This is a genomic window from Bordetella genomosp. 4, from assembly GCF_002261185.1.
GTDB lineage: Bacteria > Pseudomonadota > Gammaproteobacteria > Burkholderiales > Burkholderiaceae_B > Bordetella_A.
Genome location: NZ_NEVQ01000013.1, coordinates 1,030,274 through 1,052,819, shown reverse-complemented (window position 1 = coordinate 1,052,819; position 22,546 = coordinate 1,030,274). Strand labels below are relative to the sequence as shown.

The 22,546-nt window shown below is 59.5% G+C and carries 21 protein-coding genes; 17 read left to right on the top strand and 4 right to left on the bottom strand.

All coding sequences use genetic code 11. The features are described from left to right. Nucleotides 1-48: 48 nt before the first annotated feature. The 5 genes from CAL20_RS15075 (at nt 49) to lon (ending at nt 6,506) form a co-directional block, all read left to right on the top strand. Entirely contained in the window at nt 49-255 is a 207-nt protein-coding gene (locus tag CAL20_RS15075; RefSeq protein ID WP_094821944.1) for a cold-shock protein, read from the top strand. A 226-nt stretch (nt 256-481) separates the two neighbouring features. Beyond that, nucleotides 482-1,792, top strand: a complete 1,311-nt coding sequence (gene tig, locus CAL20_RS15070; RefSeq protein WP_094821943.1) for a trigger factor — start codon at nt 482-484, stop codon at nt 1,790-1,792. 2 nt (nt 1,793-1,794) lie between these two features. Further along, entirely contained in the window at nt 1,795-2,448 is a 654-nt protein-coding gene (clpP, locus tag CAL20_RS15065; RefSeq protein ID WP_094821942.1) for an ATP-dependent Clp endopeptidase proteolytic subunit ClpP, read from the top strand. A gap of 103 nt (nt 2,449-2,551) precedes the next feature. Next, nucleotides 2,552-3,850: an ATP-dependent Clp protease ATP-binding subunit ClpX gene (clpX, locus tag CAL20_RS15060; protein ID WP_094821941.1), complete on the top strand. Its 1,299-nt coding sequence runs from the start codon at nt 2,552-2,554 to the stop codon at nt 3,848-3,850. Nucleotides 3,851-4,049: 199 nt separating this feature from the next. Further along, nucleotides 4,050-6,506, top strand: coding sequence for an endopeptidase La (gene lon, locus CAL20_RS15055; protein WP_094838235.1), 2,457 nt, complete (start codon nt 4,050-4,052; stop codon nt 6,504-6,506). 113 nt (nt 6,507-6,619) lie between these two features. On the opposite strand, the gene lexA is transcribed toward lon, so the two are convergent. After that, nucleotides 6,620-7,321, bottom strand: coding sequence for a transcriptional repressor LexA (gene lexA, locus CAL20_RS15050; protein WP_094821939.1), 702 nt, complete (start codon nt 7,319-7,321; stop codon nt 6,620-6,622). A 186-nt stretch (nt 7,322-7,507) separates the two neighbouring features. Beyond that, entirely contained in the window at nt 7,508-8,710 is a 1,203-nt protein-coding gene (locus tag CAL20_RS15045; RefSeq protein WP_094821938.1) for an amino acid aminotransferase, read from the bottom strand. A gap of 76 nt (nt 8,711-8,786) precedes the next feature. Between CAL20_RS15045 and uvrB the strand changes: the two genes are divergently transcribed. The 10 genes from uvrB (at nt 8,787) to iscX (ending at nt 17,508) form a co-directional block, all read left to right on the top strand. Then, the gene (gene uvrB / locus CAL20_RS15040; protein WP_094821937.1) at nt 8,787-10,814 is read left to right on the top strand and encodes an excinuclease ABC subunit UvrB; all 2,028 of its coding nucleotides are present in this window, start codon (nt 8,787-8,789) and stop codon (nt 10,812-10,814) included. A 328-nt stretch (nt 10,815-11,142) separates the two neighbouring features. After that, nucleotides 11,143-11,634: a low molecular weight protein-tyrosine-phosphatase gene (locus tag CAL20_RS15035; RefSeq protein WP_094821936.1), complete on the top strand. Its 492-nt coding sequence runs from the start codon at nt 11,143-11,145 to the stop codon at nt 11,632-11,634. Between the two features lie 290 nt (nt 11,635-11,924). Next, nucleotides 11,925-12,461: a Fe-S cluster assembly transcriptional regulator IscR gene (gene iscR, locus CAL20_RS15030; protein ID WP_094821935.1), complete on the top strand. Its 537-nt coding sequence runs from the start codon at nt 11,925-11,927 to the stop codon at nt 12,459-12,461. Nucleotides 12,462-12,477: 16 nt separating this feature from the next. Next, nucleotides 12,478-13,689: an IscS subfamily cysteine desulfurase gene (locus CAL20_RS15025; protein WP_094821934.1), complete on the top strand. Its 1,212-nt coding sequence runs from the start codon at nt 12,478-12,480 to the stop codon at nt 13,687-13,689. 31 nt (nt 13,690-13,720) lie between these two features. Next, nucleotides 13,721-14,146, top strand: coding sequence for a Fe-S cluster assembly scaffold IscU (gene iscU / locus CAL20_RS15020; protein WP_094821933.1), 426 nt, complete (start codon nt 13,721-13,723; stop codon nt 14,144-14,146). Nucleotides 14,147-14,149: 3 nt separating this feature from the next. Then, nucleotides 14,150-14,473 (top strand): iron-sulfur cluster assembly protein IscA, encoded by a 324-nt coding sequence (gene iscA, locus CAL20_RS15015; RefSeq protein ID WP_094838234.1) that lies wholly within the window; start codon nt 14,150-14,152, stop codon nt 14,471-14,473. Between the two features lie 2 nt (nt 14,474-14,475). Beyond that, the gene (hscB, locus tag CAL20_RS15010; RefSeq protein ID WP_094838233.1) at nt 14,476-14,988 is read left to right on the top strand and encodes a Fe-S protein assembly co-chaperone HscB; all 513 of its coding nucleotides are present in this window, start codon (nt 14,476-14,478) and stop codon (nt 14,986-14,988) included. Nucleotides 14,989-15,052: 64 nt separating this feature from the next. After that, nucleotides 15,053-16,969, top strand: coding sequence for a Fe-S protein assembly chaperone HscA (gene hscA / locus CAL20_RS15005; RefSeq protein ID WP_094838232.1), 1,917 nt, complete (start codon nt 15,053-15,055; stop codon nt 16,967-16,969). A 3-nt stretch (nt 16,970-16,972) separates the two neighbouring features. Further along, nucleotides 16,973-17,314, top strand: a complete 342-nt coding sequence (fdx, locus tag CAL20_RS15000) for an ISC system 2Fe-2S type ferredoxin (protein ID WP_094821929.1) — start codon at nt 16,973-16,975, stop codon at nt 17,312-17,314. Beyond that, nucleotides 17,314-17,508 carry a Fe-S cluster assembly protein IscX gene (gene iscX, locus CAL20_RS14995; protein WP_094821928.1) on the top strand — a complete coding sequence of 65 codons (195 nt, stop codon included), beginning with the start codon at nt 17,314-17,316 and terminating at the stop codon, nt 17,506-17,508. Before fdx ends, iscX begins: the two co-directional genes overlap by 1 nt. 295 nt (nt 17,509-17,803) lie before the next feature. On the opposite strand, the gene gudD is transcribed toward iscX, so the two are convergent. Continuing rightward, nucleotides 17,804-19,153: a glucarate dehydratase gene (gene gudD, locus CAL20_RS14990; RefSeq protein WP_094838401.1), complete on the bottom strand. Its 1,350-nt coding sequence runs from the start codon at nt 19,151-19,153 to the stop codon at nt 17,804-17,806. Between the two features lie 239 nt (nt 19,154-19,392). Further along, on the bottom strand, nt 19,393-20,364 hold the full coding sequence (locus CAL20_RS14985) for a Bug family tripartite tricarboxylate transporter substrate binding protein (protein WP_094821926.1): 972 nt from the start codon (nt 20,362-20,364) through the stop codon (nt 19,393-19,395). A gap of 208 nt (nt 20,365-20,572) precedes the next feature. On the opposite strand from CAL20_RS14985, the gene CAL20_RS14980 reads away from it, so the two are divergent. Together CAL20_RS14980 and CAL20_RS14975 are read left to right on the top strand one after the other, a co-directional pair. After that, complete coding sequence (locus tag CAL20_RS14980; RefSeq protein WP_094838231.1) at nt 20,573-21,601, top strand: LacI family DNA-binding transcriptional regulator; 1,029 nt, start codon at nt 20,573-20,575, stop codon at nt 21,599-21,601. Between the two features lie 45 nt (nt 21,602-21,646). Continuing rightward, nucleotides 21,647-22,534, top strand: a complete 888-nt coding sequence (locus tag CAL20_RS14975; protein ID WP_094821924.1) for a methylglyoxal synthase — start codon at nt 21,647-21,649, stop codon at nt 22,532-22,534. Nucleotides 22,535-22,546 lie beyond the last annotated feature (12 nt).

Below are 22,546 nucleotides of genomic sequence, written 5' to 3'. Positions count from 1 at the left end.
TCTGGCGCTCCCGCGAGCAATCGCTACTAGAAGGTGAAGGACACAGTCATGGCAACAGGTATCGTCAAGTGGTTCAACTCGGAAAAGGGCTACGGTTTCATTACGCCCGATGATGGCAGCAAAGATCTTTTCGCCCACTACTCGGAAATTCGCAGCGACGGTTACAAATCTCTGCAGGAAAATCAACGCGTGACGTTCGAGGTGGGCCAGGGACCCAAGGGCCCCAGCGCCAAGAACATCAAAGTCACGGCCTGATCTGGCCGCACCAGGCGTTTTTCAGCCTGTTTGCGCTCCTGGCGGCAGCCGCTGTCAGGAGCGTTTTGCTTGGGCCCGTAAACTCTGCGTTTTCCTTACCGAAAACGCGTCCGGGTCAGGGCTTTCCCGAGGCAAAACCCCTCCTTTGGCAGAGGTCTTGAACTTTCCGGTAAAATCACCTGTTAACCCGTTTGTTCACACTTCACTTATTTCTCGGATAATTTTGATGCAGCCTGTGGTTGAAACCCTCTCTGGTCTGGAACGCCGCGTAGATCTGTCGGTTTCCGTGGCCGACGTCGAAAAGGAAGTCCAGGCGCAATTGAAGCGCGTAGCCCGTACGGCCAAAGTGCCCGGGTTCCGTCCTGGCAAGGCTCCTCTGTCCATGCTCGAACGCAGCCATGGCCCCGGCATCCGCTACGACGTGATCAATGGCCAGGTCGGCCGTGCTTTCGAACAAGCCATCGACGGCGCCAAGCTCCGTGTGGCCGGTGCACCCACGCTCGAGCCCAAGACCGAAGGCGTGGCCGATGACACGCTGGCCTTTACGGCCACCTTCGAGGTGTATCCCGAAGTCGCCGTGCCTGATCTGTCTGCGCTCGCCGTTACCCGTTACGACACCGCCGTTTCTGACGCCGAAGTCCAGCAAACCCTCGACGTGCTGCGCAAGCAACGCGCTACCTACGAGGCTCGCGAAGGCCGCGCCGCCGCAGACGGTGACCGCGTCACGCTCGATTTCGCCGGCACCATCGACGGCGTCCCCTTCGAAGGCGGCAAAGCCGAAGACTTCCCCTTCGTGTTGGGCCAAGGCCGCATGCTGCCTGAATTCGAGGCGGCTGCCAAAGGCCTCAAAGCCGGCGAAACCAAGGTGTTCCCGCTGAGCTTCCCCGAAGACTACCAAGGCAAAGAAGTCGCCGGCAAAACGGCTGAGTTCACCATCACCGTCAAAGAAGTCGCCGAAGGCGTTCTGCCCGAGGTCGATGGCGAGTTCGCCAAGGCCCTCGGCCAAGCCGAAGGCGACGTCGAAAAACTCAAGGCCGACATCCGCACCAACATCGAGCGCGAAGTCAAAGCCCGTTCGCAAGGCCGCACCAAGGCCAGCGTCATGGACGCTCTGGTCGAGGCCAGCAAATTCGACGTGCCCAAAGCGCTGGTCGACAGCGATGTGCAAAGCCGCGTCCAAGCTGCCCGCGAAGAGCTCAAGCAACGCGGCATCCCCAACGCCGAGTCCGTGCCGATCCCGGCCGAAGCCTTCACGACCGAATCCGAGCGTCGCGTGCGCCTGGGCCTGCTGGTTTCCGAACTGGTCAAACAAGCCCAATTGCAAGCCAAGCCCGAACAAGTCCGTGCTCGCATCGAAGAGTTCGCGCAAAACTATGAACAGCCTGCTCAGGTTGTCAGCTACTACCTGACCGACCGCCAGCGCCGCGCTGAAATCGAAGCCATCGTGCTCGAAGACAACGTTGTGCAGCACGTGCTCGAAAAAGCCAAGGTCACGGAAGAGCAGGTACCTTTCGATCAGTTGATGGGGATGGCGTAAGCATGCAGCGGTTTACCGATTTCTATGCGGCAATGCATGGCGGGGCTTCGGTCACGCCGACTGGCCTGGGTTACATTCCCATGGTCATCGAGCAGTCCGGGCGCGGCGAGCGCGCCTATGACATCTACTCGCGCCTGCTGCGCGAGCGTTTGATCTTTCTGGTCGGCCCGGTCAATGACAACACGGCCAACCTGATCGTGGCGCAATTGCTGTTCCTGGAATCGGAAAACCCCGATAAGGACATCTCGTTGTACATCAATTCGCCTGGCGGATCGGTGTATGCCGGGATGGCCATTTTCGATACCATGCAGTTCGTCAAACCTGACGTTTCGACGTTGTGCACGGGCCTGGCCGCCAGCATGGGTGCATTCTTGCTGGCAGCGGGCAAAAAGGGCAAGCGTTTCACTTTGCCCAATTCGCGTATCATGATTCACCAGCCCTCCGGCGGTGCGCAGGGCCAGGCCTCTGATATCCAGATCCAGGCCCGGGAAATTCTCGACCTGCGTGAACGCCTGAACCGCATTCTGGCCGACAATACCGGCCAGCCCGTCGACCGTATTGCCGTAGACACAGAGCGTGACAACTTCATGTCGGCCGAAGATGCGGTATCGTATGGTTTGGTGGACAAGGTTCTCGCATCCCGTTCCGAGGGCTAGGCTCGCGAAACACCGGGCCTAAGCAGTGCCGTGACGTCCAAGTAAGCGTTGAATGCGCCGGCCTTGACCGGCGGCGCATTTTCACCAGAGATACGAAACACATATGCCTGATAAAAAGGGACCGGCCGACGCAAAAGTGCTGCACTGCTCGTTCTGCAACAAGAGCCAGCACGAAGTCCGCAAGCTGATTGCAGGGCCATCGGTGTTCATTTGCGATGAGTGTATTGACCTCTGCAATGACATCATCCGCGAGGAAGCGCAAGCTTCTGCGCGTGCCGCTATACGGTCTGAGCTGCCTACGCCGACCGAAATCAAGACCTTTCTCGACCAATACGTCATCGGCCAGACGCTGCCCAAGCGCATGCTGGCCGTGTCGGTGTACAACCACTACAAACGCATTCGCCACGGCGAAATCAAAGGCGACGAGGTCGAGCTCTCCAAGAGCAACATCATGCTCATCGGGCCGACCGGCTCGGGCAAGACGCTCCTGGCCCAGACCTTGGCCCGCATGCTGAATGTCCCGTTTGTGATGGCCGACGCCACCACTCTGACCGAAGCCGGTTACGTGGGTGAAGACGTCGAAAACATCATCCAAAAGCTGCTGCAGAACTGCAACTACGAGGTCGACAAGGCTCAGCGCGCCATCATCTATATCGACGAAATCGACAAGATCTCGCGCAAGTCCGATAACCCTTCCATCACCCGCGACGTTTCGGGCGAAGGCGTACAGCAGGCACTGCTCAAGCTCATCGAGGGCACCGTCGCCTCCGTGCCGCCGCAGGGTGGCCGCAAACATCCCAACCAGGATTTCGTCCAGGTTGATACCACCAACATTCTGTTCATCGTGGGTGGCGCGTTCGACGGCCTGGAAAAAATCATCCGCGACCGTACCGAAAAGTCCGGCATCGGCTTCTCCGCCTCCGTCAAGGCAAAATCCGAGCGGGGTGTGGGTGAGCTGTTCAGCGAAGTCGAGCCCGAGGATCTGATCAAGTTTGGTCTGATTCCTGAACTGGTGGGCCGTCTGCCCGTCGTGGCGACCCTGGACGAACTCGACGAGGCAGCACTCGTGCAGATCCTGACCGAGCCCAAGAACTCGCTGATCAAGCAGTTCCAAAAGCTCTTCGCCATGGAGGGCGCCGAGCTCGACGTGCGTCCGGGCGCACTCAAGGCCATTGCCCGCAAAGCGCTCAAGCGCAAAACCGGTGCTCGCGGCCTGCGTTCCATCATCGAAGGCGCCTTGCTCGACACCATGTATGACTTGCCGTCTCAGGGCAACGTCAGCCGCGTGGTTCTGGATGAAAACGTCATCGATGGCGACGGCAAGCCCTTGCTGATTTATGCCGAGGAGACGGCGACATCCGACAAACCGGCTCAGCCGCAGGTGCGAGGCGCTGCTGCCTGAATCATTGCGTCGTCAAAAAAAGCAAAATCCAGCAAAAAAGCCCGTTTTGTAACGGGTTTTTTTGCATTTAGGGGGTTATGCGGACGACGGCGGCTTGAATTTTCGGCTATTGTTCCCATATCAGACGTAACGGATTCGGATCACCAAGTCTGCTTGGACTCCGATCTACATTACGCCGAGTCAAATCAAGGAATCCTATATGTCTGCCAGTCAGACCCTGCCATCCGAACCCATCGACCTGCCGCTGCTGCCTCTGCGCGACGTGGTGGTGTTCCCGCACATGGTTATTCCGCTGTTTGTGGGCCGTCCCCGTTCGATCAAGGCGCTCGAAGTCGCCATGGAATCGGGCAAAAGCATCATGCTGGTGGCGCAGAAATCCGCCGGCAAAGACGATCCCACGCCCGAAGACGTGTACGAAATCGGTTGCGTGGCCAGCATTCTGCAGATGCTGAAATTGCCCGACGGCACCGTCAAGGTACTGGTCGAGGGCACCCAGCGTGCGCGTATCGATACGATCGACGACGCTGAAACGCATTTCGTGTGCCAGGTCACCCCCGTCGAGCTCGATCCCGCGCAAAGCTCCGAGACCGAGGCCCTGCGCCGCGCGATCGTGGCTCAGTTCGAACAGTACGTCAAACTCAACAAAAAGATCCCGCCCGAGATTCTGACTTCGCTGGCCGGGATCGACGATGCCGGCCGTCTGGCCGACACCATCGCCGCACATCTGCCGCTCAAGCTCGAGCAAAAGCAGACAATGCTCGAAATCCTCGGCACTTCCGAGCGCCTCGAGGGTCTGCTGACGCAATTGGAAACGGAAATCGACATCCTTCAGGTCGAAAAGCGTATCCGCGGCCGCGTCAAAAAGCAGATGGAAAAGAGCCAGCGCGACTACTACCTGAACGAGCAAGTCAAAGCCATTCAGAAAGAGCTGGGCGAGGGCGAAGAAGGCGCCGACATCGAAGAGCTCGAAAAGAAAATCATTGCGGCGCATATGCCCAAAGATGCGCGCAAGAAGGCCGATGCCGAGCTCAAAAAGCTCAAGCTCATGTCGCCCATGTCGGCCGAAGCCACCGTGGTGCGCAACTACATCGATACGCTCATCAATCTTCCCTGGAAGAAAAAGAGCAAGATCAACAACTCCATCAGCAACGCCGAGAAAGTCCTCGACGACGATCACTATGGCTTGGAAAAGGTCAAAGAGCGCATCGTCGAGTATCTGGCCGTGCAACAGCGTGTCGACAAGGTCAAGGCCCCGATTCTCTGCCTGGTAGGCCCCCCGGGTGTCGGTAAAACCTCGCTGGGACAATCCATTGCGCGTGCCACGAACCGCAAGTTCGTGCGCATGGCCTTGGGCGGCGTGCGCGATGAGGCCGAGATCCGCGGCCATCGCCGCACCTACATCGGTTCGATGCCCGGCAAGATCGTGCAGAACATGAGCAAGGTCGGTGTCCGTAACCCCTTGTTCCTGCTGGACGAGATCGACAAGCTCGGCATGGATTTCCGTGGCGATCCCGCCTCGGCATTGCTCGAGGTGCTCGACCCGGAACAGAACCACACGTTCCAGGATCACTACATCGAAGTCGACTTTGATCTGTCCGACGTCATGTTCGTGGCCACCAGCAACACGCTGAACATCCCGCCCGCCTTGCTCGATCGTATGGAAGTCATTCGTCTCTCGGGCTACACCGAAGACGAAAAAATCCATATCGCCCGCGACCATCTGCTGCCCAAGCTGATGAAGAACAACGGCGTCAAGGAATCCGAGTTGGTGGTCGACGATTCAGCGCTGCGAGACATCGTGCGTTACTACACTCGCGAGGCCGGTGTCCGTGCGCTGGAACGCGAAGTCGGCAAGATCTGCCGCAAGGTCGTGAAAGAATACTTGGCTCAGGCCGACAAGGCCAAGGTCGAGGGCAAGTCTGCCTCACAAGCCGAACCCGTCAAAGTCGATGCCGACAACCTCAGCAAATACCTGGGCGTGCGTCGTTATACCTTTGGCATGGCAGAAAAGGAAAACCAGATCGGCCAAGTGACTGGTCTGGCCTGGACCGAGGTAGGCGGCGATTTGCTCACGATCGAAGTCGCCGATATGCCGGGTAAAGGCGTGATTCAGCGTACCGGTTCGCTGGGCGACGTGATGAAAGAGTCGGTAGAAGCCGCCCGTACCGTCGTGCGTTCGCGTGCGCGCCGCTTGGGTTTTGCCGACAGCGTGTTCGAAAAGCACGACATGCACGTTCACGTGCCCGAAGGCGCGACGCCCAAGGACGGCCCATCGGCGGGTATCGCCATCACCACTGCCATGGTCTCGGCCTTGTCACGTATCCCGGTGCGTGCTGATGTCGCCATGACGGGTGAAATCACTCTGCGTGGCGAGGTCTTGCCGATCGGCGGCCTGAAGGAAAAACTCCTGGCGGCTCACCGTGGCGGCATCAAGACTGTGCTGATCCCCGAGGAAAACGTCAAGGACTTGGCCGATATCCCGGACAACGTCAAAAACCACCTCGAGATCGTACCGGTGCGTTGGATTGACAAGGTGCTAGAGCTGGCGCTCGAACGCCAGCCCGAGCCTCTGTCAGAGGAAGAGGTCGTCAAAGAACCCTTGGTCGCCAAGGCAGCGGAAAACGCCGCACCAGGTGACCCCGTGTTCAAGCATTAAGCCTTAAGTAGTTCGTGCCATACCGACGATATGGCACAAAGGCCCCCGGATTCATTACAAGTCGTGTATGAGTCCGGGGGCCTTTTGCTAACGGCGGCGCGTACGGCCGTTGGTTAATGCAGCGCCTGCGTGCGGATCAGGCCGACAGCAATGCCCTCAAGTGCAAAGTCCAGCGTGCCATCCACCACGATGGGCGAGAAATCTGGATTTTCCGGCAGCAGTTCGATGTGTCCCTGGCGATGCTGCAGGCGTTTTACCGTAACGTCGTCGCCCAGGCGGGCCACGACGATCTGGCCATTGCGCGCTTCGCTGGCTCGCTTGACAGCGAGTAGATCGCCTTCGAGGATTCCTGCGTCGCGCATGCTCATGCCGCGTACCTTCAGCAGGTAGTCGGGCGTCTGGGCAAATAGGCCGGGGTCCACGCCGACCTCGCGTTCGACATGCTCGGCGGCCAGGATGGGGCTGCCTGCCGCCACGCGGCCTACCAGCGGCAGCAACAGCCGGCTCATCGCTTCCGCGGCGAATCCAGCAAGATTCGATGGCGTTGCGGCGCCGCTAGACGGCGCGGTGTGAGCATGAGAAGAGGCAGCGGGATCAATCGACTCTATCAGGCGAATGCCGCGCGACGCGCCGGCCGTCAACTCGATGGCCCCCTTGCGCGCGAGCGCCTTGAGATGGTCCTCCGCGGCATTGGGAGAACGAAACCCCAACGCCCGGGCGATTTCGGCACGAGTAGGAGGGAAGCCGGTGCGTGCCACCGTTTGCCGGATATGGTTCAGGATTTCCTGTTGGCGCTCGGTGAGTTTGGTAGCCATGGCAATGATCCGCTGCGGACTGTATGAATATACAGCTGGATTTTGGACGAGCCTGTATAAAAAAGCAAGTCATGTGGCGACGAATAGGACTTTGAGAACAATGGTATCGACACGTTCACACCAAAAGAAAAAGGACCCGTTCTTGCGTCCGGGTCCTTCTTTGTCAGGCGTGAAAGGGTTTGCGATTTATTTGATGACCGCCGCGATCGCCTTGGCCACCGTATCGATATTGCGGCTGTTGAGCGCAGCGACGCAGATGCGGCCGCTGGACACGGCATAGATGCCGTGCTCTTCGCGCAGGGTGTCGACTTGCGCCGAGGTCAGGCCCGAATACGAGAACATGCCGCGCTGTTGGCGTACGAAGCTGAAATCCTGCGAGGCACCTGCAGCCTTGATTTTATCGACCAGTTGTTCGCGCATCAGGCGGATACGGTCACGCATGCCGGCAAGTTCCTGTTCCCACAGCGTGTACAGCTCGGGCGTATTCAACACCGACGACACCACCGTGCCGCCGTGCGTGGGCGGGTTGGAGTAGTTGGTGCGGATCACGCGCTTGAGCTGGCTCAGGACGCGTTTGGCTTCGTCCTGGTTGCCTGCGACCACAGTCAGGGCGCCGACGCGCTCGCCATACAGCGAGAACGATTTCGAGAACGACGAGCTGATCAGCATCGTCAGGCCCAGATCGGCAAACAGACGCACGACGGCAGCATCCTCTTGTAGACCGGCGCCAAAGCCTTGGTAGGCGATGTCCAGGAACGGCACCAGGTTGCGCGACTTGACGACCTGGGCGATCTGTTGCCACTGCTCGGCCGTCGGATCAACACCAGTCGGATTGTGGCAGCAAGCGTGCAACACGACGATGGTTTGTTCAGGAGCGGCCTGTAGCGAGGCCAACATGCCCTGAAAATCCAGGCCGTGCGTCGCGGCGTCGTAATAGGCATAGGTGTCGACCGGGAAACCGGCGCGCTCGAACAGGGCGCGGTGGTTTTCCCAGCTGGGGTTGCTGATCAGCACTTTGGATTGCGGCAGCAACTGACGCAGGAAATCTGCGCCGATTTTCAACGCTCCCGTGCCGCCCAGTGCCTGGGTGGTCAACACGCGGCCTTCGGCGGCCAGCGTGGAATCAGCACCCAGCAACAGCGTTTGAGCGCCCTTGTTGTAGCCGGCGATGCCCTCGATAGGCAGGTAGCCGCGTGCGGCAGCGGCTTCTATGCGCGCAATTTCGGCCTTGCGCACAGCAGCCAGCAGGGGAATGCGACCGTCGTCATCGTAGTACACGCCCACGCCCAGATTGACTTTACCGGGGCGGGTATCAGCGTTGTATTGTTCGTTCAGACCCAGGATGGGGTCGCGCGGCGCAAGTTCGACGGAATCGAAAAGAGAGCTCATGAGGATTCGCTAAGGGTAGATAGACGCGGAAGGCACTGCTGTGGATAATGAGGGGTTTACCCTCAGACAGTCTAGCATGACAGCTCCTGGATTCGTCGATTTCCCCGACAGCCCCTTCCATTTGTATCAGCCGTATCCGCCCGCAGGCGACCAGCCGGGCGCGATCGAAGGGCTGAGCGAGGGCATTCGAGATGGTTTGATGTGCCAGACCTTGCTGGGTGTGACAGGCTCGGGCAAGACCTACACCATGGCTAACATCATCGCCCGGCTCGGCCGGCCCGCGTTGGTGTTGGCGCCAAACAAGACCCTGGCAGCCCAGCTGTACGCCGAAATGCGCGAGTTCTTTCCCAAGAACGCCGTCGAGTATTTCGTGTCGTACTACGACTACTATCAGCCCGAGGCCTACGTGCCCACGCGCGATCTGTTCATTGAAAAGGATTCGTCCATCAACGAGCATATCGAGCAGATGCGTCTGTCCGCGACCAAGAGCCTGCTCGAGCGGCGCGACACGGTGATCGTGGGCACCGTCTCGTGTATCTACGGTATCGGTAATCCCGGTGATTACCACGCGATGGTGTTGATTTTGCGTTCCGGCGACCGCATTTCCCGGCGCGAAATCCTGGCCCGCCTGGTCGCCATGCAGTACACGCGCAACGATGCAGATTTCACGCGTGGCACATTTCGTGTGCGCGGTGAGACGATCGATATTTTTCCGGCAGAAAGCCCGGAATTGGCGTTGCGCCTGACGCTATTCGATGACGAGATCGAGTCGCTGGAATTGTTCGATCCACTGACCGGCCGGGTCCGTCAAAAGGTCCCGCGTTTTACGGTTTATCCTGGTTCGCACTATGTCACGCCGCGTGATACCGTGCTGCGTGCCATCGAGACAATCAAAGAAGAACTGCGCGAGCGCCTGAAATTCTTGACTGCCGAGGGCAAGCTCGTCGAGGCGCAGCGGCTCGAGCAACGTACGCGATTCGACCTGGAAATGCTGCAAGAGCTCGGGTTTTGCAAGGGTATCGAAAACTATTCCCGCCATTTGTCGGGGGCTGCAGCCGGCGAACCGCCGCCTACGCTGATCGATTATCTGCCCTCGGATGCCTTGATGTTCATCGACGAAAGCCACGTCACGATAGGGCAGTTGGGCGGGATGTATCGGGGCGACCGAGCGCGCAAAGAGACCCTCGTGCAATACGGTTTCAGACTGCCCTCAGCCCTGGATAACCGGCCGTTGAAACTGGAGGAGTTCGAGGCCCGTATGCGTCAGTGTGTGTTCGTTTCGGCGACGCCTGCGGCCTATGAGCAAGAACATGCCGACAATGTGGTCGAACAGGTCGTGCGGCCCACAGGTTTGGTGGACCCTCAGGTAGAGGTACGGCCGGCGCGAACTCAGGTCGACGATTTGCTCGGCGAAATCAAGATGCGCGTAGCCGCGCAAGAGCGCGTCCTGGTCACCACTTTGACCAAGCGTATGGCCGAAGACCTCACGGACTACCTGTCCGAGCATGGTATCCGCGTCCGCTATTTGCACTCCGATATCGATACGGTCGAACGGGTCGAGATCATTCGTGATCTGCGGCTCGGCACCTTTGATGTGCTGGTAGGGATCAACTTGCTGCGCGAGGGCCTGGACATCCCCGAGGTGTCTCTGGTCGCCATTCTCGATGCCGACAAAGAGGGTTTTCTGCGCTCGGAGCGCAGCTTGATCCAGACGATCGGGCGGGCGGCGCGAAATCTCAACGGGCATGCCATTTTGTACGCTGACCAGATCACCGCCTCCATGCGGCGAGCCATGGACGAAACGGAGCGCCGCCGCAACAAGCAGCTGAAATTCAATGCGGACAATGGCATCACGGCGCGCGGCGTAAACAAGGCGGTTCGTGAGCTCATCGATGGCATCGTGGCCCCGGTTCGTCACGATACGCTGGAGGCGGCCATCGGGCCCGAGGTCCTGACCGACGAAAAGGCGGTAGCCAAGGAAATCCGCCGCCTCGAAAAGCTCATGACAGACCATGCCCGCAACTTGGAGTTCGAGCAAGCTGCTGCCGCGCGAGACGCCCTCAATGCGCTCAAGCAACGCGTGTTGCTGGATGGCGCTGCCTAGCTCGGCGGGACGGGACAACGGCCCGCGCCTGGCCCAAAAGGGTGGGTGAGAACTCAGGCCATTGGCGGGAAACGGCATGGCAGCCGGCGGCCGGGCAATGACGTCTGCGGCGTATCAACCAGCGGCGGTTACATGCCGCTGCTGCGCTGCGGTCAATTCGATGGGTTTGTTACAGGCAATGGCCCAAATAGCTGATGTGTTACTTGTAATTATCGTTATATGTCACTGACTTTCAACGGAAAAATTACAGTAACACTAAAGGCTGGGGCAGTTGCGCAATTGCAAAAAAAACTTGCTATATTCCGGGTTTTCCCGCAGACTTACACCCATGATGACCAAGGTACTTTTCGTTTGCATGGGTAACATCTGCCGCTCCCCGAGCGCAGAGGGCGTTTTTCGCCATTTGGTGAGCGATGCCGGTTTGGGGGACGTGGTGCGTGTGGATTCCGCTGGTACGCATGCCTATCACATTGGCGAGGCGCCTGACGCCCGCGCCCAGGCGGCCGCTCGCAAGCGCGGCTACGAGATCAACCATTGCGAGGCCCGCCAGGTGACGGCGGACGACTTCCGCGAATTTGACCTCATTTTGGCCATGGATTGGGACAACCTTTCCGCGCTGCAACAGCAATGCCCAAAAATTTATCAGCACAAGCTGATGTTGTTGATGCGCTTTGCCAACGAATTCGAAGAAGCCACAGTGCCTGATCCGTACTATGGCGGTCTCGATGGCTTCGGCAAGGTCCTGGATTACCTCGAGGATGCCTGTCAGGGCGTATTGGAGCTGGTCCGCAAGCGGGCTACCCAATACCAGGCAGCCTAATTACTGGCTATGGCATAAGCTGGCTCGGCCAGCCCAAAAACCGCGCTTTGGCGCGGTTTTTTATGGTGGATGCGTGTTGGAGTTCAGGGTGCGGGGCGCGCGAGTTTGCGGGGGTGATGTGCAGGCATGGTCGGCGGCCACGTTCCGGATTGCACCGTCCTCGCCTGGCTTATATGCATATTCCTGAAGATGACTTAGCAATTTAGTCGGGAATTTGCTATACTTGACGCAATTACTCAGGTATTGGTTGCCCGGTGATGGGCGCCAGCACGTTTCCACAGGAATCCACCATGCGGCTCACTACAAAGGGGCGTTTCGCGGTTACCGCGATGATCGACCTGGCCATGCGGCAGCACAGCGGTCCGGTAACGCTCGCGGCGATCAGTCAGCGCCAGAATATCTCGCTTTCTTATCTCGAACAGCTCTTCGGCAAACTGCGCCGGCACGAGCTGGTCGACAGCGTGCGCGGCCCGGGCGGCGGGTATTCGCTGGCCCGCCTGGCGCGCAACGTCACAGTTGCCGACATCATTTTTGCGGTAGACGAGCCGCTGGACGCCACCAGTTGTGGCGGCAAGCACGACTGCACCAGCGGTCGAGACGGCAAATCCGGCAAGTGCATGACGCACGAGCTCTGGACCACGCTGAACCGCAAAATGGTCGATTACCTAGATTCCGTTTCCCTGCAAGATCTGGTCGATCAGCAACGGCTGCGCCAATTGCAGGAGGCCTCCAAGGCGGCACAAGGGTGTTCCACCGTACGGATGGAGCGAAGCGCGGGTGAGCCCGCGTCTGCTGTGTCCGCCGTAGCCGCCGACGCCACCGTATAAGCAGGAGTAGCACTTCATGACCACTCGCCCAATTTATCTCGATTACTCTGCCACCACGCCGGTTGACCCGCGCGTGGTCGACAAAATGGTGCCTTGGCTGTATGACAACTTTGGCAACCCCGCATCGCGCAGCCACGCTTTCGGCTGGGAGGCCGAAGAGGCCGTAGAAAACGCCCGCAACGAAGTCGCCAAGCTCGTCAACGCTGATCCCCGCGAGATCATCTGGACATCGGGCGCTACCGAGTCCGATAACCTGGCTATCAAGGGCGCAGCCAATTTCTACGCCGAGCGCGGCAAGCACATCATTACGGTCAAGACCGAGCACAAGGCGGTGCTGGACACCTGTCGGGAGCTGGAGCGCCAAGGCTTCGAGGTTACCTACCTCGATGTGCGTGATGACGGTCTGCTGGATCTGGACGTTTTCAAGGCAGCGCTTCGTCCCGACACCATTCTGGTTTCGGTGATGATGGTCAACAACGAAATCGGCGTGATCCAGGATATCGAGACGCTCGGCGAAATCTGCCGCGAAAAGGGCATTATTTTCCACGTGGATGCGGCGCAGGCTACCGGCAAGGTCGAGATCGATCTGCAAAAGCTGAAAGTCGATCTGATGGCGTTTTCTGCACACAAGACCTACGGTCCCAAGGGCATCGGTGCCTTGTATGTACGCCGCAAGCCGCGCGTGCGTATCGAGGCCCAAATGCACGGCGGCGGTCACGAGCGCGGTTTCCGGTCGGGCACCTTGGCCACGCATCAGATTGTCGGTATGGGCGAAGCATTCCGCCTGGCGCGCGAGGAAATGGGCACCGAAAACGAACGCATCCGCATGCTGCGTGATCGTTTGTGGGCGGGTTTGTCGCAGATCGAGGAAACCTATCTGAACGGCAGCATGGAACACCGCGTTCCGCACAATCTGAACGTCAGCTTCAACTATGTCGAGGGCGAGTCGCTGATCATGGCGATCAAGGAACTGGCCGTCTCGAGCGGTTCGGCCTGCACCTCGGCCAGCCTGGAGCCGTCCTACGTGCTGCGCGCGCTTGGCCGCAATGACGAGCTGGCGCACAGCTCCATTCGTTTTACGCTGGGCCGCTTTACCACCGAACAAGAAGTCGACTTCACGATCGAGCTCATCAAGAGCCGCGTGGGCAAATTGCGCGATATGTCGCCGCTGTGGGAAATGGCCCAGGAAGGCATTGACCTGAATAGCGTGCAGTGGGCCGCCCACTAAGGCGCCACGCGACACATACAGGAGAAACATCATGGCATACAGCACCAAAGTTCTGGATCACTACGAAAATCCCCGCAATGTGGGTTCGTTTGAAAAGGGTGACGATTCGGTCGGCACCGGTATGGTCGGCGCGCCGGCTTGCGGCGACGTGATGAAGCTGCAAATCAAGGTGAACGACGCGGGCATCATCGAAGACGCACGCTTCAAGACCTACGGCTGTGGTTCGGCCATTGCATCGAGCTCGCTCGTGACCGAGTGGGTCAAGGGTAAATCGCTCGATGAGGCCCTGAACATCCGCAATACCCAGATCGCGGAAGAGCTGGCTTTGCCTCCCGTGAAGATCCACTGTTCGATCCTGGCCGAAGACGCCATCAAGGCTGCCGTCCAGGACTACAAAGACAAACACGCTGCTGTGCCTGCGCAATCCGAGGCGGCGGCAGTTGCGACGGCGGACTGAACGATGGCTGTAACCTTGACTCAACAGGCAGCCTTGCATGTCGGGCGCTACCTGCAAAAGCGTGGCAAGGGCGTCGGCCTGCGCCTGGGCGTGCGTACTACGGGATGTTCGGGCATGGCTTACAAGCTCGAATATGTCGATGATCCCGCAGCCGAAGACCTGGTCTTCGAGAGCTTTGGCGTCAAGGTGTTCGTCGATCCCAAGAGCCTGTCGTATCTGGATGGCACCGAGCTCGACTATGCGCGCGAGGGTCTGAACGAGGGCTTCAAGTTCAGCAATCCCAACGAAAAGGCGACCTGCGGCTGCGGCGAGTCGTTCACGGTGTAGTCTTGGCCGCGGACAATCACTTCAGCTTGTTTGGTTTGCCCGCGCGATTCAATATCGACGCGCAGGCGCTCGAAAGCGCTTGGCGCACGGTGGCCGCGCAGGTGCATCCTGATCGTTTTGCGACGGCCAGTCCGGCCGAGCGCCGCGTCGCGATGCAATGGGCCGCGCGTGCCAACGAGGCCTATCGGCAATTGCGGGACCCGCTATTGCGGGCGCGTTATTTGTGCGAGCAGGCAGGCGTCGATCTGCAAACCGAAAGCAATACGTCGATGGACGTGTCGTTTTTGATGCAGCAGATGCAGTGGCGCGAAATGCTGGACGACGCGCGCAACGATCCGGATGCTTACGCAGCGCTCGAGGCCGAGTTGACTCAGGCTCGCCAGCAGATGCAAGACACCCTCACGACATTGCTCGACGAGCGCCAGGACTACGCCGCCGCGGGTAGCAAGGTACGAGAGTGGATGTTCGTCGAGAAACTGGCGCAAGAACTCGCCGCCGTGCAGGTGACCCACTAGCGGTCATTGTGTCAGCGCTACGCGGCTTGCGCCGCTTTTTCGCTTTTCGATTCGAAGCATAATCATGGCCTTATTGCAGATTTCCGAGCCCGGCGAATCGCCGGCGCCACACCAACGCAAGCTGGCAGTGGGCATAGACCTGGGGACGACAAACTCTCTGGTCGCCGCTGTGCGCAGCAGCGCCTCAGAGGTTCTGCGCGATGCCGATGGCCAGGCTTTGCTGCCGTCCGCCGTGCGTTATTTTGCCGATGGCAAGGTCAATATTGGCCGGCAAGCGTTGGCGCAGCAGGCCGCAGATCCTTTGAACACCATTGTGTCGGTCAAGCGCTTCATGGGGCGCTCGCTCGATGAGGCGGTGGCCAGCGGGGCGCCGTACGAGTTTGTTGACGCGCCGGGCATGGTGCGGCTGCGCACTGTGCAGGGCGATTTGAGCCCGGTCGAGATATCCGCGCAGATATTGGCTACGTTGCGCCAACGCGCCGAAGACGTTTTGGGCGATGACCTGGTCGGTGCGGTGATTACGGTGCCCGCGTATTTTGACGATGCGCAGCGTCAGGCGACGCGCGACGCGGCGCGCCTGGCGGGTCTGAATGTTTTGCGCCTGTTGAATGAGCCTACCGCCGCGGCGATTGCTTATGGCCTGGATCAGGCTGCCGAAGGCACTTACGCGGTGTATGACCTGGGCGGAGGCACATTTGATGTTTCCATCCTGCGTTTGACCAAAGGGGTATTCGAAGTCGTTGCTACCGGTGGCGATACCGCATTGGGCGGTGACGATTTCGATTGGCTCATCGGCGAGTATGCCTATGCAGCGTTGGCGGATGAGGGCGCTGCGGGAGCCGTGTCCAACGCATCCCATGATGATCAATCGTCGCTCAGGTCGTTAGCCCCTGCCGATCGTCGTGCTTTGCTCGTTGCCGCACGTGCAGCGCGCGAGGCTTTGTCTGACGCCGACAGCGCGGTACTGAATGTGGTGTTGCAAGACGGCCGCACGCTGAACGTCACATTGAGCCGTGCGAAGTTTGAAGAGTTGGCCCAGCCGCTGGTGCGCCGTACATTGGATCGCGCCCGCGCGGCATTGCGTGATGCGGGTTTGACTGTGTCCGATGTCAAAGGCGTCGTGATGGTAGGCGGGGCCACTCGTATGCCGGTGATCCGCCAAGCAGTAGCTGATTTGTTCGGAACGCAACCTCTGGTCGATCTGGATCCCGACCAGGTGGTGGCCCTGGGCGCGGCGTTGCAGGCTAATTTACTGGCTGGCAATCGCATGCCTGGTGAGGATTGGTTGCTATTGGATGTGACGCCCTTGTCGCTGGGGCTGGAGACCATGGGTGGGCTGGTCGAGCGCATTATTCCGCGCAACAGCACGATCCCTGTGGCGCGTGCCCAGGAATTCACCACGTTCAAAGATGGCCAGGGCGCCATGAGCGTGCATGTGGTGCAGGGCGAGCGTGAGCTAGTGTCCGATTGCCGTTCGCTGGCTCGTTTTGAGTTGCGCGGTATACCGCCCATGGTGGCAGGCGCGGCGCGGATTCGCGTGACGTTTCAGGTCGACGCCGATGGTTTGTTGAGTGTGACGGCGCGCGAGCAAAGCACCGGCGTCGAGGCCTCTGTGTCGGTCAAGCCCTCGTACGGCCTGTCGGATGACGAGATCACCCGCATGCTCGCCGATAGCGTGGCGCAGGCCGACAGCGATGCGCGAGCCCGCATGCTGCGCGAGCAGCAGGTCGAGGCGCGCCAACTCGTTGAATCCGTGCAGGCCGCGCTGGCCGCCGATGGAGACTTGCTGGATGCGGCGGAACGACAGTTGGTGGACGAGCGCGTCGCGGCTGCAGCCGCTGCGCAAGACGCCGACGATGTAGACACCGTACGCGCCGCTGTGCAAGCTCTGTCCGATGCCACAGAAGAATTCGCTGCCCGCCGCATGGATCGTGGTATCCGTGCGGCGCTGGCTGGCCGTAAACTAGATGAACTCGCCTGACGTATGCCTAAACTGACCGTATTGCCTCACCCGGAATTGTGCCCCGATGGTGCCGTCATCGAAGACGCACCCAAGGGCCAGTCCATTTGCCGTGTCCTGCTCAACAATCACATTGATATCGAGCATGCATGCGAATTGTCGTGTGCCTGCACGACCTGTCACGTGATTGTGCGCGAAGGTTTTTCCTCGTTGGAGGATGCGTCGGATAGCGAAGAAGACATGCTGGACAAGGCCTGGGGATTGAGCTCGACCTCTCGTCTGTCGTGCCAGGCGATTGTCGAAGACGCCGACCTGACGGTCGAGATTCCCAAATACACGATCAATCACGCGAAAGAGGCACACTGATGAAGTGGGTAGATACATACGATATCGCCGCCGCTTTGGTGGATACGCATCCGGACGTCGATCCCAACACCGTGCGTTTTACGCAGCTGCGTGAATGGGTCATTGCCTTGCCGGGCTTCGATGATGATCCGAACCGCAGCGGGGAAAAAATCCTCGAGGCGATTCAAATGGCCTGGATCGAAGAGGCGGATTGATTTTCCGCGCGGCGTGCGAGGTCACGTCAAAGAATGAAACCCCGGCACTGGGACATGAGCTCAGTGGCCGGGGTTTTTTGTTGCCGGGCCGCCCCAAAACAAAAACGCCCCGTTGGGGGCAGCAAGCCGGAGACGCAGCGTGGGGGCCTTTTTGAGGAGCACGGCGGAGCGTGGGGCCCGCCGTTGCTGGGCTGCCTAAAGCTCAGACCCAGCTGCAGCACAGCTTTTGCTGGCTGCGCTGTGTCTGACGATTTCGAGTACTTTGTCAGCAGCGAGCCGGCCGCATGCAGGGGTATCAACGCACCAGGCACGGCAGTTTGTTATTGAATTTCCAGTTCGGCACGAGATACTGCATTGCCATGGCGTCGTCGCGTGCACCCAGGCCGTGCTGCAGATAGAGTTGATGGGCGCGCTCGATGGCGTCCATGTCCAGCTCGATACCCAGCCCACCGGTCTGCGGCAGCTCGATGTAGCCGTGCTTGATCTGCAGGGGATTGCGCGTCAGGTGTTGGCCGTCTTGCCAGATCCAGTGTGTGTCGATCGCCGTGACGCGTCCTGGGGCGGCTGCTCCCACATGGGTGAACATCGCCAGTGAGATGTCGAAATGGTTGTTCGAATGCGAGCCCCAGGTCAGGCCAAAGGCCTGGCATGTCTGCGCGACGCGTACCGAGCCCTGCAGCGTCCAGAAATGCGGATCGGCCAGCGGGATATCAACGGATTGCAGTGAAAGCGCATGCGCCATTTCACGCCAGTCGGTGGCAATCATGTTGGTGGCGGTGGGCAGGCCTGTGGCGCGGCGGAATTCGGCCATGACTTCACGGCCGGAGAATACGCCCTCGGCGCCGCAGGGATCTTCTGCGTACGCCATCACCCCATGCAGGTCTCGGCACAGGCGGATCGCGTCTTGCAGCAGCCAGCCGCCGTTGGGATCCAGCGTGATGCGCGCTTTCGGAAAGCGTTCGTGCAGGGCGCGGATGGCTTCGACTTCCTCTTCGCCGCGCAGCACGCCGCCTTTGAGCTTGAAGTCCTCAAAGCCATAGCGGTGGTAGGATGCCTCGGCGAGTTTGACGATGGCCTCGGGCGTCAGGGCTTTTTCATGACGCAGGCGCAGCCAGTCATCCGCGGACTCGGGCTCGCTGTGATAGGGCAGGGACGTGGCGTTGCGGTCGCCGACGTAAAACAGGTAGCCCAGCATTTGCACTGACGTGCGTTGTACGCCTTCGCCCAGCAAGGCGGCCAGCGGGACTTGCAAATGTTGGCCCAGCAGGTCTAGCAGCGCGGATTCTGCCGCCGTCACGGCGTGAATCGCGACGCGTAAATCAAAGGTTTGTTGCCCACGCCCCGCGCTGTCTCGATTGGCGAAAGCCTGGCGCATTTTATTCAACGTACGGTTGTAGTCGCCGATGGCGCTGCCGACGATGATGTCGCGTGCGTCTTCCAGCGTTTCGCGGATCTTTTCTCCACCAGGAACTTCGCCCGCGCCCGTGTTGCCCGCGCTGTCGGTCAGAATGATCAGATTGCGCGTGAAATATGGGGCGTGTGCGCCGCTCAGATTGAGCAGCATCGAGTCCTGGCCCGCCACGGGAACGACACGCATGTGAGTGATGACGGGAGTTTGGCGAGAGGGAGTAGCAGTGGTCGACATGGTGATTTCTTTAAACAAAGCCTGCTGCGGGAAACGGGATGGCAGAAAATAACGGCGGGCGATAATCGGAGTGCCTAGTGCGACGGCGTTGCAGATGCTGGTGTGCCCGGGATCGGGGTATTGCAGACGACTAGCTGAACAGACCGAATGGCGCATTTAACTGAGCAGCGGGATTGATAGATCGCTACGTGCGGGACAGGCCCGGGCAGCGATCTATTTTCACCGCGGCCGAAGGTGACTTACTGCACGGTAATGTTGCCGGTTTCGATCACGGTTTGCCAGCGTTTGCTTTCGTCTTGCTGGAATTTCGTAAAGGCTTCTGGAGAGTTAGCAACGACTTCCAAGCCTACGTCGGTAAAGGGTTTGCTGACGGCTGGATCCTTGATGGCAGTGGAAAGTGCCGTCGAGAGCTTGTCGCGGATATCCGCGGGCAGGTTCTTGGGGGCAACAATGCCTTGCCAGGCGTAGACTTCAACACCAGGGACGTTTGCTTCGGAAAGCGTGGGCACGTTCTGCAACACGGGCGAGCGCTTGTTGCCGGTGATGGCGATGGCTTTGAGCTTGCCCGATTGGATGTGCGGCAGTACTGCATTCACGTTCTGGAATGACATATCTACCTGGCTGCCGAGCAGATCGGAGATGGCTGGCGCACCGCCCTTGTAGGGAATATGCAGGCCTTTAGTGCCGGTTTTCTGCCAGAACAGCTCTGCCGTGAGATGATCGGAGGAGCCTGAGCCGGAGGTCGCAAAGCTGATCTCGCCCGGCTTGGACTTCAGCAGCGCGAGCACGTCTTGTATCGAGTTGATGCTAGGCGCGAGTTTCGGGCTGACGACCAGGACGTTCGGCGTTTGCACAGCGACGGTCAGGTAGGTGAAGTCCTTTGCCGGATCGTAGCTCAGGCCCTTCATCAGATGGGGAGCGACGACCAAGGGAGCGAGCGAGGTCACCATCAGGGTGTAGCCGTCAGGCGTGGCGCGGGCGACTTGAGAGGCGCCGATAGTGCCGGTGGCTCCCGCTTTATTTTCCACGACAAAGGATTGCTTGAGCTGTTCGCCCAGTTTGTTGGCAACTGCGCGGGCGACGGAATCCGTCGCGCCGCCGGGCGGGAAGGGGACAACCATGGTGACGGGTTTGTCGGGCCAGGCTTGTGCGGCGCCGGCCGCCAGCATCAGAGTCAAGCCTGTGAACCATTTACGTGCACGTTGGTGCATGTGTCTCTCCTGTCAATTTTATATGGATGGCAACGTTACCATAATTGATGGCAACGTTATCATATGGTTTGGTAACGTTGTCATTTAGGTTTTATAGAATACGGATATCTGCTTTGCACGGCATATCCGTACAAACCCTAGGTGTCCTGGTTCCCCTTTCGGTGAGCTAGCGGTTAGGCTTGTTGGCCTTGTCATTCGTAAATTGAACATGTCATCAGATAAACCCAATCTTTCCCGCTCCAGCGAACGCGCCAGTGTGACCGTTCGCGACGTGGCTCGGGCTGCCGGGGTGGCGATGATCACGGTCTCGCGCGCGATCAACACACCCCAAGCGGTGTCGCCGCAGACATTGGAAAAGGTCAATGCGGCGATCCAGGCGTTGGGTTATGTGCCGAATTTGATGGCGGGCAGCCTGAGGTTGTCCCGCAGTCATCTGGTGACGGTGCTAGTACCCACGATTGCGGGTTCGTTGTTCAGCGGAATGATTACCGCGTTGACGCGATCGCTGGGGGCCAAGGGGTATCAACTGATCGTGGGACAGAGCGGTTATGACATGCCCAGCGAAGATGCCTTATTGCGCGCCATCATCGGCCGGCGGCCGGATGGCATTGTGCTGACGGGGGTGATGCATTCTGAGCAAGGGCGGCAATTGCTCAAGGCCTCGGGCATTCCGATCGTCGAGACGTGGGATGCGACGCCTACGCCGATCGATATGTTGTTGAGCCTGTCGCACGAAGCGATTGGCGCCGCCGTCAGCCGGTATCTACACGAGCGCGGCAAAATGCGTCAGGCGGTGCTCGCCGGCGATGATGAGCGTGCGCGATTACGTGCGCAGAGTTTTGTGCGCACGGCGATGGCGCTCGGATTGCCTGAGCCGAAAGTGATTCATATGCCTGCGCCGACGACGCACGCGCAGGGCAGGGATGGGTTGCGTCAATTGCAGGCTATGCAAAAAGATATCGATGCGGTGTTTTGCTCCTCTGACCTGATGGCCGCCGGTGTGCTGACAGAGGCCGTCGTGCAAGGGTTGAGCGTACCGGATGATTTGGCCGTCGTGGGTTTTGGCGACATGGATTTCGCTGCGTCGATGTCGCCGTCGATCACGTCAGTGCACGTCGACGGCGCGGCGATAGGCGAGCAGGCCGCCGAGATGATTGATGCCCGCGCCAACGGCCTTTGGCCTGCGCAGCAAGTCGTCGAAATCGGCTTTCACATCGTTGCACGCGAAAGCACGTAATATGGCTTAAGATTTCTCTTCTACCTACCTTATTTTGCTAGCAATATGACCGTGCCTCATCTTCGCTTCGGCCTGGCGGCCAACCGGCTTCATCATGAGACGCCTGACGCGGCGTTATTTACTTGGTTGCGTGCGTCGGGAGCCACTATTCGCGAGATGGGGATCGAACTACACACGGTGGGCCGCACGCATGATGCCATTGTGCGCGAGGGCATGTTGCAAGGCTATCGGGGGTTGATCCGCTATCCCTATGGCCGCGAAGGCGGTTTGATGAAACTCGTCGCTCGCGTGACCGAAGGGCGAGATGGGCAGGCGCCATTTGACGGCGCGATTTATCTTATCGATCCGGTCGATCCTTCCTCTATTTTTCCCGAGGCGCTGGCGTTAAAGCGTCAATGCATCACGCACGGGCGGCCGTTCATTTCGACGTTGGCTGGCGCCATTGAATGGATCGAGGTCGAGCGCGTGTTGGCGGATTTGCCGCCGGATCCCGCCTTGTCGCGATTGTTCAATTTCGAAGGGCAGACTTTGGCATTGATTGCGCACGATGCGTTGAAAGACGAGATGGTGGCGTTCGCCGACGAGCACTTTGAGGTGTTGTCGCAGTATGCGCGACGCGTGGCGACGGGGACAACGGGCGGCCGCTTGAATGACTTGGCATGGTCGCGAGGCTGGCCCAAGGACACGCCCTGGGTGACGCGTTACCTCAGCGGCCCGCTCGGCGGCGATGCGCAGATCGCCGAGCTGGTGCTGGAGCATCAATGCCAGCGCGTGATCTTCTTCGAAGACCCGCACGTGGCACGACAGCACGAGGCCGACATCCAATTGCTGGAGCGTGCCGTACGTGTGGTGACGGAAAGCGCAACGTGCGCGACCTCGCCCTCTGTCGCGCGACGTTGGGCAGAGGCGGTGCGTAAGCGGCAGGACATATAAGGCTCTGCGTTA